The organism is Njordella aestuarii (assembly GCF_056494165.1).
The window spans coordinates 2,486,614-2,500,843 of record NZ_CM151397.1 but is presented as its reverse complement, the minus strand read 5'-3'; the positions used below and the strand labels follow the sequence as shown (position 1 = coordinate 2,500,843).

10 protein-coding genes are annotated in these 14,230 nt (G+C 51.7%); 3 read left to right on the top strand and 7 right to left on the bottom strand.

Going from position 1 to position 14,230, the window contains the following annotated elements:
* Nucleotides 1-29: 29 nt before the first annotated feature.
* Nucleotides 30-1,106 carry a tRNA preQ1(34) S-adenosylmethionine ribosyltransferase-isomerase QueA gene (gene queA / locus SH451x_RS09735; protein ID WP_479362262.1) on the bottom strand — a complete coding sequence of 359 codons (1,077 nt, stop codon included), beginning with the start codon at nt 1,104-1,106 and terminating at the stop codon, nt 30-32.
* 186 nt (nt 1,107-1,292) lie between these two features.
* Here queA and rimI point away from each other — a divergent pair, with 186 nt between their 5' ends.
* Both rimI and SH451x_RS09725 read left to right on the top strand, forming a co-directional pair.
* The gene (gene rimI, locus SH451x_RS09730) at nt 1,293-1,766 is read left to right on the top strand and encodes a ribosomal protein S18-alanine N-acetyltransferase (RefSeq protein WP_479362898.1); all 474 of its coding nucleotides are present in this window, start codon (nt 1,293-1,295) and stop codon (nt 1,764-1,766) included.
* 389 nt (nt 1,767-2,155) lie between these two features.
* Nucleotides 2,156-4,888: a PAS domain-containing protein gene (locus tag SH451x_RS09725; RefSeq protein ID WP_479362261.1), complete on the top strand. Its 2,733-nt coding sequence runs from the start codon at nt 2,156-2,158 to the stop codon at nt 4,886-4,888.
* A gap of 26 nt (nt 4,889-4,914) precedes the next feature.
* Here SH451x_RS09725 and SH451x_RS09720 read toward each other — a convergent pair whose 3' ends face one another.
* Entirely contained in the window at nt 4,915-5,172 is a 258-nt protein-coding gene (locus SH451x_RS09720) for a hypothetical protein (RefSeq protein WP_479362260.1), read from the bottom strand.
* 305 nt (nt 5,173-5,477) lie between these two features.
* Between SH451x_RS09720 and SH451x_RS09715 the strand changes: the two genes are divergently transcribed.
* Nucleotides 5,478-6,644: a TMEM43 family protein gene (locus SH451x_RS09715; protein ID WP_479362259.1), complete on the top strand. Its 1,167-nt coding sequence runs from the start codon at nt 5,478-5,480 to the stop codon at nt 6,642-6,644.
* 188 nt (nt 6,645-6,832) lie between these two features.
* Here the strand turns inward: SH451x_RS09715 and SH451x_RS09710 are convergent, their stop codons facing one another.
* The 5 genes from SH451x_RS09710 to gyrA all read right to left on the bottom strand — a co-directional run bounded on the left by SH451x_RS09710 (nt 6,833) and on the right by gyrA (nt 14,176).
* Nucleotides 6,833-7,054: a hypothetical protein gene (locus SH451x_RS09710; protein ID WP_479362258.1), complete on the bottom strand. Its 222-nt coding sequence runs from the start codon at nt 7,052-7,054 to the stop codon at nt 6,833-6,835.
* The gene (locus tag SH451x_RS09705; RefSeq protein WP_479362257.1) at nt 7,047-7,442 is read right to left on the bottom strand and encodes a Minf_1886 family protein; all 396 of its coding nucleotides are present in this window, start codon (nt 7,440-7,442) and stop codon (nt 7,047-7,049) included. The genes SH451x_RS09710 and SH451x_RS09705 overlap by 8 nt, the downstream gene beginning before the upstream one ends.
* 80 nt (nt 7,443-7,522) lie before the next feature.
* Nucleotides 7,523-9,304, bottom strand: coding sequence for a biosynthetic-type acetolactate synthase large subunit (gene ilvB / locus SH451x_RS09700; RefSeq protein ID WP_479362256.1), 1,782 nt, complete (start codon nt 9,302-9,304; stop codon nt 7,523-7,525).
* A gap of 428 nt (nt 9,305-9,732) precedes the next feature.
* On the bottom strand, nt 9,733-10,905 hold the full coding sequence (locus SH451x_RS09695; RefSeq protein WP_479362255.1) for a S1C family serine protease: 1,173 nt from the start codon (nt 10,903-10,905) through the stop codon (nt 9,733-9,735).
* Between the two features lie 412 nt (nt 10,906-11,317).
* Nucleotides 11,318-14,176, bottom strand: a complete 2,859-nt coding sequence (gyrA, locus tag SH451x_RS09690; RefSeq protein ID WP_479362897.1) for a DNA gyrase subunit A — start codon at nt 14,174-14,176, stop codon at nt 11,318-11,320.
* Nucleotides 14,177-14,230: the final 54 nt, after the last annotated feature.

The window sequence follows — 14,230 nt, the reverse complement described above, 5'->3', positions numbered from 1 at the left end:
GACAGACAACGACAGACAACAGGGGGCCCCTACAGGATTAGCATACAATCGCCGTAGGAGTAGAAGCGGTAGCCTTCTTCGACAGCGACTTGATACGCACGAAGGATCAATTCTCGCGTTGCAAAGGCACTCACCATAACCAGCAAAGAGCTGCGAGGTAGATGAAAATTGGTCAGCAGCGCGTCGACCGCGTTAAACTTAAAGCCCGGAGTGATGAACAAATCGGTCTCACCTTGCCAAGGCTTCAGGACACCATCATGCTTGCTAGCCACCGACTCGAGCACGCGGACAGTCGTCGTCCCAATCGCGACGATTCGGCCCCCTTCGCTGCGCGTGGTTTGCAAACGTTTTACGACCGGTTCGGTTAGCTCGCACCATTCTGAATGCATCCGATGTTCGTTCAGATCGTCGACTTGAATTGGTCGGAAAGTGCCAATGCCGACATGCAGCGTGCTGGTCACGAAGGCCGAGCCGGCTTCGCGAATCGATTTTACGAGATCTGGGGTGATATGGAGCCCGGCGGTGGGAGCGGCGACCGAGCCTGGTTTGCGAGCAAACACGGTTTGATAACGTTCGATATCTTCCGACATCATCTCGCCGTTGCGAATATAGGGCGGCAACGGCACGCGACCGCTCTGTTTTAGAATAGTCTGCCAATCGGCGGCGGGTTCGGGACGAAAGATTGCATGCCCTCCCTTTTGCTGCGAAATCAAGACCAGCCGTTGAACTTCGCGACCGTCGCAATCGCGGAGAGTAACCGTTTCGCCGATAGCCATCTTTCCGCGCGTCTTGCACAGCATATCAGCCATACCCGTTTCCGGGTCGCTCTGCAGATACAGCCCTTCCCAGCGGCCGCCAGTGAGCGTTCGGAACCCGATTAGCCGGGCCGGAATGACTTGGGTATCATTGACGACGACGGAATCGCCCGGTCGCAGGAACTGAGGCAGATCCCGGACTTGGCAGTGTTCGATGCGACCTGTGTCACGATGCACGACCATCATACGTGCGGAAACACGTTGTTCTGGGGGTTGTTGAGCGATTTGGTCGCGTGGCAAATCGTAATCGTAAAGTTCGATACGATTTTCTTCGGTATTGGAGCGTGTCATAAAACCTTTGGATCGGAGCTTGAACAGTCCGCTTTTGGGCAACTTTCGATCTTGGTTTGAACGAACCGCTCTGCTACTTTAGCGACTCGCCAGTAAGTAATAAACGGCGAATGATTCGATTCTGCAGGGAAGGAGCCAGGGATGCCCAAAGTTGATGATATCAGGTCGCAAGTTCAAATCCGTTGGATGATTCGGCGCGACATGCAATCGGTTTTGGACATCGAAAAGCAGAGCTTCGAGTTTGCATGGAGCGAGGATGATTTTATCCGTTGCTTGCGTCAACGCAACTGCATCGGCATGGTTGCGGAGCGAGGCGAGCAGATCGTTGGATTTATGATCTACGAGCTGCATAAGAATCGTCTGCATGTGCTCAATTTCGCAGTGCACGAGGACTTCCGTCGCTCTCGCGTGGCGACCGCCATGATCGACAAACTCGTGGGAAAGCTTGCATTTCAGCGTCGCAACCGAATCATGTTGGAGGTTCGCGAAAGCAACCTATCGGCTCAGCTTTTTTTCCGAGCCAGCGGATTTCGGGCGATTAGTGTGTTGCGTGACTTCTACGAAGATTCGACGGAAGACGCTTATTTGATGCAATATCGGTACGAGCCACGCGTAGAAGAGCTTCCAGTATCCGACCGCCAACACAAACTCGCCGGCTAGTTCACACACGGCTTCTCCTTACACAACTGCATTCGCCAAGAACGCGGGTTTTACGTCCGTAGCTGCGTTCGCCTAGAACGATCTTGCAGTAGCTGCGTTCGCCTAGAACGCTGATGAACCTGGGTGCGTATCCTGAATGCGGATCGTTTCTTGAATAGTATGCCACTGCTGGCTTGTCCAGCAGTGCTCGTGGCGTAACAGCAAAGCTCGCCAACTCATCCCCGGCTTCTTTGCGAAGCCAGCTACGATGCACTTGTATCCTCTTTCCCGTAGCTGCGTTCACGATTGTCTGCTGTCTGGAGGGAATGAGTCTGTTCGTAAGCTTGGCGGCAAAGTAAATTGGGGCGTACTGAACACTTTGTCATCACAAACACAATTTGTAGACTTCATTGGAAAATCATCTGCTTGCATTTGAAATCGACCTGTTGGCCGATGGCCGAGTATGCAGCGCTGTTTCGCTCGATGGTGAACTCTGCGCGTATCTTGCGAGTTTCGTCGATTCGTTCATTTGGGATCTCCCGATTTGGATCTGCGCGGAACAGACTCGTGCTGACCTGCGGGACGCCTTCCAGGGAGATGTCGGATTCGATGGCGTACCAATTTTGCTGCAATGCCAGCTTGAAAAACGAGCAATCACCGAAGTCACGTTGCGGAGATATCGTAAGATTGGACGAGACAAGTTTCTGGCAGGCTATCTTTGCAAAGTTGAACAGACCGATAGCGCTTCACTCATGCAGGACATTCGATTTGCGTCGGCGCTTTCTCAGGCACTCTTGAATGGCATTCCTGATTGCATCAAGGTACTGGATTCTGACGCTCGACTGCTAGCCATGAGCGAGCCTGGTACCTGTTTGATGGAGATTGATGATTTCCAGCAGGTACGTCATCGTCAGTGGCACACGATGTGGCCTGACGAGTCGCAATTGTTGGTTAGGGAGTCATTCGGTAAGGCATTGTTGGGTGAGTCGACGCGATTCCGCGGATTCTGCCCCACTGCCAAAGGCACTCCGAAATGGTGGGACGTAACGGTTTCTCCCATATTTGACGAAGCTGGGAGGCCAGACCGCATTGTGGCTATGTCGCGGGATATTACCGAATTCCGTCGCCACGAGTTGGAAGCTTTCGAAAACGAATCTCGCTTCCAAATGCTGGCAGATAACATGGCCCAGCTCGCATGGATGGCGGAACCAGATGGCGCAATCTTTTGGTACAACAAACGTTGGTATGAGTTCACCGGTACGACGTTAGAAGAAATGCGAGGGTGGGGATGGCAAAAAGTTCATCACCCGGACTATTTGGACAACGTACTGACACGCTTCACAGCTTCGGTTGAGAAGGGGGAGCCGTGGGAGGACACCTTTCCATTGCGCGGGATTGACGGCGAGTATCGTTGGTTCTTAACTCGAATGATGCCGATTCGCGACCAGTCGGGAACGGTTGTTCGATTGCTGGGTACAAATACCGATATTACCGACAAGCTGCGAGTGGCGGAAGAACTGCGGCGCAGCGAACAGAAATTGCAAATCGGAACGGCAGTTGGTGGTCTGGGACTAGGCGAGATCGACTACCGCACCAATACCATTACGATGACTTCGGTGATGGCCGAAATTTACGGCCTTCCTGTCGAGAAAAAAGTAGTTAGCCGAGATACCGTTCATAACCTTTTCCACCCTGACGACCGAAGTGGATTATTGGAGACGATTGCTTCCGCAGCCGCCTCACCCGATCGACGGTTTGAATGTGAGCATCGCATTATACGGCCGGACGGACAAACTCGGTGGCTGAGCATTTGCAAAAACTGGGTTCATCAGGATCAGGCTGATGGAACTTCTCGCGCTGTTTATTCTCTGCTTGCTGTGCGTGATATTACGGCCCAGAAGGAGACCGAGTTTGAATTACGCGCATCTCGGCGTTTAGCTGATGCGGCGAACCAAGCGAAAAGTGATTTCTTGGCCAACATGAGTCATGAAATTCGCTCGCCTATGACGGCAATACTTGGTTACGCTGACCTCTTGGTCGCAAAAAATGACGCAGAAAAAGAGTATATTGAAACGATTCGGCGCAATGGTCAATTTCTTCTCAGCCTGCTGAATGATATCCTCGATTTGTCAAAGATCGAGGCGGGCAAAATGGAGATCGATCGTGTCAAATTTTGCCCACGGAAACTTGTTGAAGACGTTTGCTCGTTGATGAACATCCGTGCCGTCGAGCGTGGACTGCACTTGAGTGTCGAATTCACTGCGCCACTTCCGAGCGAGATTGAGAGCGATCCAGTTCGCTTGCGACAAATATTAATTAACCTGGTCGGCAACGCCATCAAGTTTACCGAGAAAGGTTCGGTTCAGGTGCGGAGCAGCTATCGTCTTGAAACGGACCAGCTGGTCGTTGAAATTGTCGATTCGGGTGTTGGAATCTCGCACGAGTATCTGGAGAAGCTGTTTCAGGTTTTCGAGCAAGGTGACACTTCTATCGGACGTCGATTCGGCGGTAGCGGTTTAGGACTGGCGATCAGTCAGCGACTTGCGCTCATGTTGAACGGTTCAATCCAGGTTCAAAGTCGCATCGGATATGGTAGCGTTTTTGCCCTGACGCTAGATCGAGTAAATGGTAAGGCTCCGACACTCTCCACTTACATAACGCCCGAATCGCTTAGCATCGCGGACATAGCTCCCGCGACAGGCCAAGTTTCTGCTATGCGACTTGCGCAGCCGCGACGTATCTTGGTGGTGGACGACCGCCGCGACATTCGCGTTCTGACAGCCGCTTTCGTTAAGAAGATAGGTGGCTTGCCGTTTCAAGCAGAAGATGGTTTGGAAGCAATCGCAATGCTGCAAAGCCGCAACGGTTCTTCAGAACAGTTTGATATGGTCTTAATGGATGTTCAAATGCCTAAGATGGATGGCATTATGGCTGTTCGAGAAATTCGTAACCTGGGATTCTCGCTTCCGATCATTGCTCTTACCGCCAATGCAATGGATTCGGACCGCGAAGTCTGCCTTCAAAGCGGGTACTCAGATTTTCTCAGCAAACCAATTCAATTCGAGCGTTTCGCAACGATCGTAAAGCACTATCTGTCCGATGATTTGTCCAATCTTATGCGGCCCAATAAATTGACCTCTTAGTTACGCACTCTATTGCCAAACTCGCGTTATTGGAAGAAGTAACTGGAAAGAAGAAAGTGTTCGCCATATACAATGGCTGCGCACACGAGTAAAAACAAAGCGACTTCCCAAAGCCCCTCTTGGTCCCTGGCCAGCCTTACCCAAGAACCAACCAGCAGTACGTAAACGAGGCTAGTTAGAGAATCGGCAAAAGAATCCGCCGCCGTTTCTTTGGTATCAAAGACAAGCCAGCCGACCAAGATAAAAAGAGGTATGTTGGCGAGCAGCAGAATCGTCCAGTACATTTTCACTCTCCGTTCTAGATTCTTGTTAAGAATCCACCGCGAACTTTATACGGCTTCCACGAACGAAGATTTTCCTCCGATACCGGTCGCATGTCTAGCTATAGGAGGTAGAACCTTTCCAGAGGTTGATCCTTACCTGCCTGTCCATAATGTAGCAGAACTGTATTGGGGTGACGGAACGAGAACCACAAGCAATAGGGCTCGACCAACATTTCTCTGCGGCCCAAGCTTCAATGCACCACAAGGTTCAGCTATGATGTTCGAGCGACAGACACATACAGATTAGCTTTTGTGGAGTAGGGATCATGTTCGGTTATATCTCGCGGGTAAAGAATTCCTTCTTCGCCATGATCATCGGATTTTTGATGATCCCTGTTGCCATGGTGCTGCATGGCTGGAATGAGTATCGAACTGTCCATCGAGCCAAAGGTATTGCAGAAGCAAAGCAAGTTGTAGTATCGGTTCCGAATCCTATGGAGATCGACGCCAGCCTTGATCAACGCCTTGTGCACTTGAGCGGCAGAGCGGATACCGAAGAAACTCTGGAAGACGAAGAATTCTTCGTACGCGAAAATGCAATCCATCTAGTTCGGCACGTCGAGATGTTCCAGTGGGAAGAAAAACGCGAGAACAAAAAGAAATCGGGGGCACAAACCGAAAAAGTCGTCTATTCCTACCGGCAGGTGTGGAAGGATGAGCCGATCGACAGCAGTCGGTTCCGTGAATCGGTTGGCCATGAAAACCCATCAATGCCATTGCGCAGCCAGCGTCAAACGGCGAACTTAGTGTTCGTTGGCGCTTATCGCTTGAACAGTCAGCAAAAAGACGACATCACAAATGCGATACCTGTCCCCATTGTCGAAGGAGCAGTGCTGGAAAACCTTAGCGAAGAGGAGCGTTCGAAAGTAGCATTTCGAAACGGCGAGATGTTTCGCAGCGAGACACGCCCAGAACCGAATACGCCTCGGATCGGCGACCTTCGTATCCGCTTTGAAAAGACGCCAGCGTGTGACGTGAGCTTGGTCGCGCAACTTCGGGGTCCGACCTTTGGACCATTTACTACTTCGAACGGCGAGACCATCCAGCGCCTTTACGCAGGAACATTGACGGCCGAGGAAGTGATGCAAAAGCTTGTATCGGAGAATAACACGATGGCTTGGGTTTTGAGGTTTGTGGGTTTCGCGCTAAGTGTCACTGGATTTGCCATGTTCCTAAGTCCTTTGAGTGCAATCGTGAGTGTTATCCCGCTGCTTGGACGCCTAACGGGAGGTCTCATGTTCTTAGTGGCGACTCTGTTGGGATTCTGCACTTCGCTCGTCGTCATCGGATTATCCTGGATCGCTGTTCGTCCACTCATGGGCATCGGTTTGCTGTTGGTTGCCGCGATTATTGGTTTTGCGGTGATGAAGCTTCGCAGACCAGCAAATGCACAATTCTCATCTCCGGCAATGCCGCCGCCGCTACCACAATGATTTCGAACTCAGGAAGAAGCCCTTCGCAGGTTGGCAAGTTCGTTTTTACCACCAGCGGTCTGCGTAGCCCAACAGTATTTTTAAAACCATTTGACACTGCCCACGCGTCGACCTGCGCGACATCTTTTTTGCTAACAGATTTTGTCCGCTCCGGCTCAATAACCGGATTTTAAAGATTGCGCTGTCGATCAGGAACTGATTTGGTAGCAGACGTAGATCAAATATCCAGTCCACGTTAAATAGAGAAGGGCCCAGAAAATTGTGACTGGGCGAATGCGCTGCAACAAGCTCGGTTTGGGTTTAACGCCACCGAGCTCTTTGGTTTCCTTGCGGCCATTGCCGTCAGACGAGATCTTAGTAACGCTGACATCGCCGGATGCATCCGTGTTTGCATCACTTGGTTCAGTCATTGTTCAGCTCGAACACAGGCTTGAACGCATCGTCGAAATCGTAAACGTTGTCAAAATCGCTGCGTTTATCAGACTTGCTCTTGCGCATTTCCTTGATGCGGATCAAATTATAGACGATCTCGCCAAAGTCGCTGGTAGCGTAGATGCCCCAACTGTTAAGAACCAGTTTTGACATATAGCCATATTGTTCGTTTGCAAAGATTCGGATTGCTTCGCAAAGCTGTTGACCGGTCAGGTGCTGTCGTCCCGCGCCCTTTTCGCTCTGCCCCGGCATACGCAAGATTTCTTGAGCGTATGTTAGTGCTTCACGAACGAACCGATAAGCATCCAATCGGTAACGCTGGTCTTGCTCCAACAACTGAATAATCGTGGCCAGTTCATCTTTCATAGTTTAACTCGTACAACTGCAATGCTAACAAACTGATGCACTGGACCAAAAAGTATTCAGTAGCGACGACGACACGTCGCTTACTTCAAAATCATGTCGTCGGCAGTGCGGCCTGATGGAATCATGGGCAACACATGCTCTTGGTAGGGGACTTGAACATCCAGTACGTAAGGACCTGGATAATTGATCATTTCCTTAAGTGCCGCTTCCAACTCGGAACGTTTGCTAACCGTTGCTGCTCCACATCCATATCCTCTGGCAATTTGCACAAAGTCCGGATAGCGGGCTTCGACGAACGAATGCGGTTCGGTTTTACCCGTACCGCTCGCTTCCTCGTGGTCGATGGGCCCCAGATAGGTATGTGCGCGGTTTGCGCCTTCAAATCTGTCTTCCCACTGTACGACCATCCCGAGATGCTGGTTGTTCAGCAACAAAACTTTGACTGGCAACTTTTCACAATGCAGCGTCGCTAGCTCTTGAATATTCATCTGGAAAGAACCATCGCCGTCGATGTCAATGACAAGCGCATCTGGATTCGCCGCTTGGACACCCATCGCCGCGGGAAGGCCAAAGCCCATCGTGCCCAATCCGCTACTGCTGAGCCACGTGCGCGGCTTGCGGAACTTGAAGAACTGTGCGGCCCACATTTGGTGCTGGCCGACGCCGACTGTTACAAACGTTTCACGGTCCTTCGTTAGATTGGAAAGTGTTTCAATCGCATGCTGCTGCAAGATGCCTTCGTAGGCCCGATCATAGTCGAACGGGTGCTTCGCTTTCATCTCCGAACAATGCTTGACCCACGGACCGATCTCTGTCGGCTTTTCAACGATCTTGTTCAGCTCCGAAAGTGCATAACCAATGTCGCTGCAAACTGAAATATGCGCGACTTTATTTTTATTCAGTTCTGAAGGGTCAACGTCAACGTGGACGATCTTGGCGTGCTTGGCAAACTCCTGAAGCTTGCCGGTGACACGGTCATCGAAGCGAACGCCAAACGCTAGCAGCAAATCGCAATCGCGGACTGCATAGTTTGCGTAAGCCGACCCGTGCATGCCCAACATGTCCATCGAAAGCGGCTCGTCTCCGGGATAGATCCCCAACCCCATGACGGTCATAGTGATTGGCATCCCGGTTTTGGCGATCAAATCGCGAATTTGCTGCGAAGCGCCTGCATTAATAATCCCGCCTCCACAGTAAACAATCGGGCGCTTGCTGTGCTTGATCGCAGCTGCGATTTGGCGAATCTGTTCTGGTTTTGCATTGGGATGCTTGCTGGGTTTATAGCCTGGCAAGTTCATCGGAACATCCCAATCAACTTCGCACTGGTCCATCTGAACGTCTTTTGGCATGTCAACCAAAACCGGACCTGGACGTCCCGTCGTAGCGATGTGAAACGCCTCTTTCATGACGCGTGCGACGTCGTCAACTTTGGTAACCAAATAATGATGTTTGGTAATTCCGCGACAAACTTCAACGATCGGCGTCTCTTGGAACGCATCTGTGCCGATTACAGCCGTCGGAACCTGACCGGTAATTACAATCAGCGGAATACTGTCCAGTTTCGCGTCAGCGATCGCAGTTACGAGGTTCGTCGCACCTGGTCCACTGGTCGCCATGACCACACCAACTTCGCCAGTCGAGCGTGCAAGGCCTTGAGCCGCAAAGGCGCCACCTTGTTCGTGACGAGGAAGAATGGTGCGTAATTGCGCACTGTAGCGAGTTAGTGCTTGATGCATCGGCATTGAGCAACCGCCAGGGTAAGCAAACACCGTATGCACACCGTGATCCACCAAGGACTTGACGACGATATCAGCCCCCTTCATAAGTGTGGTAGCGGTAGCGGGTTTTGCAACAGTGGCCATAAAAGGTTCTCCGAACGACGTTTGTAGGGTATCGCCCATACAAATTGATAAGTTTGCCAAGATCTCCAGAATACGAACTGGAGCCCATTTATTCAACGCTTAATTGCCAAGTTGCCCTACCTGATTCCCCATTCTGTGGGTTCAGGCGGAGCAACCGGCAAGCTCGCACAATTCGCTCGCGTCACGATCGCACTGACGAATCGGCATAGCTTCACACGCGGGAAAGAGAGGTGGACGCCGATTTGGTTCGATGCGGTTTATCCCCGGGCCGGTTCGCAGTCTGGCCAAACGCAAACGTTCAACCATCTCACTTCCCTTGCGTAGGCCACAGCTGAACCCGTGGAGAAACAGTTAAGACAACAGAAATCGATCTGACCTGCAGCCGTGGGGATCCCCGGAAGCGTCCGAGCGTACGCCAGCCTCGACAACTAGTAGATATCTGGGAGCGATTTTAGTTCGACTAGAACTTCAAGCTGCGTATTCTGACGCAAGATGACTGCTTTGATCGGTTGATTGATCGGAGAAAGCCCGACCGTCTGAACCAGGTGACCGTCGTCTTCAATCCTGACGCCATTAAAGTACAGAATAATGTCGCCAATCCGCAGTCCAGCAATCTTCGCTGGCGATTCGTCGCGAACCGTCTTTACCAAGGCCCCCGTCGGTGCCTTCAAGCCAAACTGGCGGGCTTTAGTCTCGTCGAACTGGTTGTCCATTTGAACGCCCAAGTAAGCGCGTTGCAATTGGCCGCTGCTTACAAGTTGCTCGGTAACCGCCATTACCAAGTTGATTGGGATCGTAAAACCGATGCCTTCGTTTCCACCCGAGTTACTAGCGATCGCTGTGTTGATCCCAATCACTTCGCCGCGCAGATTGAATAATGGTCCGCCACTGTTACCAGGATTGATGGCCGCATCGGTCTGGAAAAAGTTTTGGATGTCGATTGCACGATTACCAAGATCCAGATTACGCCTACCTTTCGCACTCAGAATCCCCGAGGTCACGCTGTGGTTGAGGCCGAATGGGCTGCCGATGGCAAAAACAGGATCGCCCGCTTCCACCACGTCACTGTCGCCGATGTGCGATGGCACAAACGCTTCGCCGTCGACTTGGATAACGGCAATGTCTGTCGACGCATCGCTCCAAACTCGCACGGGTCGCAGTCGCACATGCTCGGACGTTTCAATACGGATCGAACGCAAGTCTGCCGCGTGAATGACGTGACGGTTTGTAATCGCGTATTGATTGCCCCCGATGTCGACCATAACACCAGCCCCAGCCTCTTCAATCTTTCGATTGTCGGAACGCGAAGAAGTGAGCGAGGAATCGGTGCTGGAATTCTTGATCGCTTCAATATGAACAATGCTCGGCATCGCAAGCTTCACAGCGCGTCGCAGCAGAGAGAACTGTTCGTATCGCTCAACGTCTTCGGCTAGCCTTGAAAACTCAAGCTCACGCTCAACCGCCCCAGGAGCTCGCATTTGCAGGGTGGGGGCCATTCGATTTTGGCTAACCGGCACCTGCGCATTAGCGATCGAGAATGGAAATGCCGCACCGGCCAACATGGGGATTGAGAGTCTTACAAGGCTTTTTAGTTGCAACATCTACAATCCCTCGAATTCTCAAATACTGGAGCGGTACTTTTTACTGATCGCCGTCGCCGCGGGCAAACCGTTGGGCCGCGACTGTGTTCGATTCCAAAGTAAACTGCGGGCAGTCCTCTTCAAGAGAGAGCGGAACCGCTCCTGCCTAATCGACTCGCATGAATATCGCACTTGCTTGATAGCGATTATGACAGCAAAGATTTGTTCCGCGACTTTCCATTCCGACACATCGTACGGTTTAAGGAATGCCACTCAGATTTTTTAAAGTGTGGCGTACGCTTGCACGGAAGCAAATCATCTGAGCAGATTTGCAAATTCAAAGTCGATCGAACTTTCAGATCTAAAAACGCCAACAGGCAGATGCATTCGCACCTGCCTGTTATTGTCTAATCGCTTGTTATAGCGGTCGTGCTTATTCTTCGGTTGATTCCGGCGATTCAGGTTCTTCCGGTTGTACTTCTGGCAAGGTCGGCGCCGAATCTTCGGACGAGCTAATCACTTCGCCCTCGACAACCTCCCCCTCGACCAAGTCATCGACAATCGCATTTTCGTCTGCCGGAACGCGGACGATGGCAATCAGCCGATCGCCTTCATCCATACTCATAATACGAACACCTTGAGTGTTTCGGCCAACGACCGAAATATCCTTGGCAGCAATGCGTTGAATCTTTCCGCGAGCCGTCATCAACAGGAGTTCATCACCGTCAACGACCGGAACGATCCCGACCACTTGGCCGTTTCGCTTGGACGTCTTGATGTCGATCACGCCTTTACCGCCACGTCGTTGAGTTCGGTAACGGTTAGAAGAATTAGAATCTTCTGTCTCCGCTTCTGCTTCCGGCTCGGCGTCTTCGGCAGCAGCAACCGCATCGATTACTTCTTCTCCGTTTTCGCCGACGACTTCTTCAGGCGGCGGAGCGAGCACGTCCCCTTGGCCAAAGTAAGTACGCTTGCCATACCCAAACTCGCAAGCCGTCAACAGCGTCGCAGTCGGATCGGCGACCACCATTCCGACTACCAAGTCCGCTTTGCGAAGCTTAATACCGCGAACTCCAGAGGTATTTCTGCCCATCGGACGGGCGTCAGTTTCAGCGAAACGAATAGCCATTCCACCCGCTGTCGACAAGATGATCTGATCGTTAGGCTTCACTAACACCACATCGACCAGTTCATCGTCCTCACGCAGCTTGATCGCAATGATGCCACCCTTCTTGGGACGGCTATATGCCTCCAGTTCAGTCTTCTTCACAACGCCATTCTTGGTGGCCATCATCAAGAAGTAGCCTGGCAAGTTAAAATCACGAACCGCTACGCAATCAAGAATCTTTTCATCAGGCGTCAGATTCAACAGATTAACGATCGCACGTCCGCGACTTTCGCGACTCATCTGCGGAATGCCATAGATCTTTTGCCAGTAAACTTTGCCTTGATTGGTAAAGAATAGCAAATACGCATGCGAGCTCGCCACAAACAGATGCTCAATCGGATCTTCATCTTCGGACTTGGCACCAGCAATCCCCTTACCGCCTCGTTTCTGGGCGCGATAAGTTGTTGCAGGAATTCGTTTGATGTAACCGCGATGCGAGATCGTAACCACCATCGTTTCTTCGGTGATCAAATCTTCGATGTTGTAGTCACCGAGCTGTTCTTCGGAGATGAATGTTCGACGATTATCCCCGAATCGGTCCGCAAGGTCAGCCAGATCCTGACGAATCATATTCAAGATTCGCTCGGGGCTAGCCAATATGTCCAAATACCCGTTGATTTCATTCAACAATTCCGCATGCTCGTTGGCGAGCTTTTCTTGTTCCAGGCCAGCCAATTGACCAAGCGTCATGCGTAGAATCGCGTCGGTCTGGATACTGGTCAGACGATAGACTTCCGCTTCGCCGCGGTCTGCTTGAAATTCTTTATATCCGCCTTCGCCCAGCGCCCGTGCCATCATCGCAGCCGGCACTTCGACGCCCATCAAGCGCTCTTTAGCTTCCGCTTGCGTCCGAGACCGGCGAATGATCTGAATGATGTGATCGATATCCGCTAGCGCCAGCAACAATCCTTCGACCACATGCTTGCGTTTCCGGGCGCGATTCAGCAAGAACTGAGTGCGCCGACGGATTACGATAATTCGGTGCCGGATATACTCTTGGCACATCTCCTTGATATTCAGCTCGCGCGGTTTACCGTCCACCAACGCCAGGAAGATCATCGAGAAAGTATCTTGCAGCGGCGAGAATTGATACAACTGGTTGAGCACGACTTCTGGATCGTGCCCTTGCTTGATATCGATTACCAGCCGAACAGGTTCTTTCAAGTCGCTTTCATCACGAATCGACGAAATGCCCTTGATTCTATCGCCGCGGACAAGGTCGGCGATCTTTTCGATTACTCGATCTCGGAATTGTTGAAAGGGAATTTCATGAACGATGATCCGTGAACGATTTTTCTTCTCTTCGATCGATGTCCGCGCACGCACAATAATCGTCGACCGGCCACGCAGGTAAGCTTGCTTGATGCCAGCTCGACCACAAATAGTTCCGCCAGTCGGGAAGTCGGGGCCGGGAATGATCTCCATCAACTCATCGATCGACACTTCGGGCTCGTCGATGATGCGAATAATTGCATTACAAACTTCGCGTAAATTATGCGGAGGAATACTAGTCGCCATGCCTACGGCGATACCTGTTGCGCCATTGACCAGCAAGTTCGGAAACTTGCTCGGCAATACAACGGGTTCGGTACGCTGTTCGTCGTAGGTCGGAATAAAGTCGACCGTATCGAGCTTGATGTCTTCCAACATGGACGCCGACGCGGGGCTCAAACGTGCTTCCGTATATCGCATCGCAGCAGCGGGAAGTCCAGCGATTGAGCCAAAGTTACCTTGCTTGTCGATCAAAACGTGGCGCATATTCCATTCTTGCGCCATTCGCACCAACGTGGGATAAATGACTGCTTCACCGTGCGGGTGATAGTTACCAGATGTATCGCCGGAGATTTTCGCGCATTTAACTCGCGACGCCCCCGGTGTCAGGTTCAAGTCGTTCATCGCGACCAAGATGCGTCGCTGCGAAGGCTTCAAACCGTCGCGGACGTCAGGCAATGCACGCGACACGATAACGCTCATCGCGTACGTCAGGTAACTGTCGCGCAACTCGTCTTCGATCGGTATATCGATCATCCGACCGCCACCGCCACCGGTAAACCCGGCGTCTGCCGCATCGTCCGTCGGCGGAATGCCGTTTCCATCATCGCCCCCAGCACTACCTGGGCTCATACCGTTCTCATCATCTGGCGGGATAGTCGACAAGCTCTATTTCCTTGAAAAATC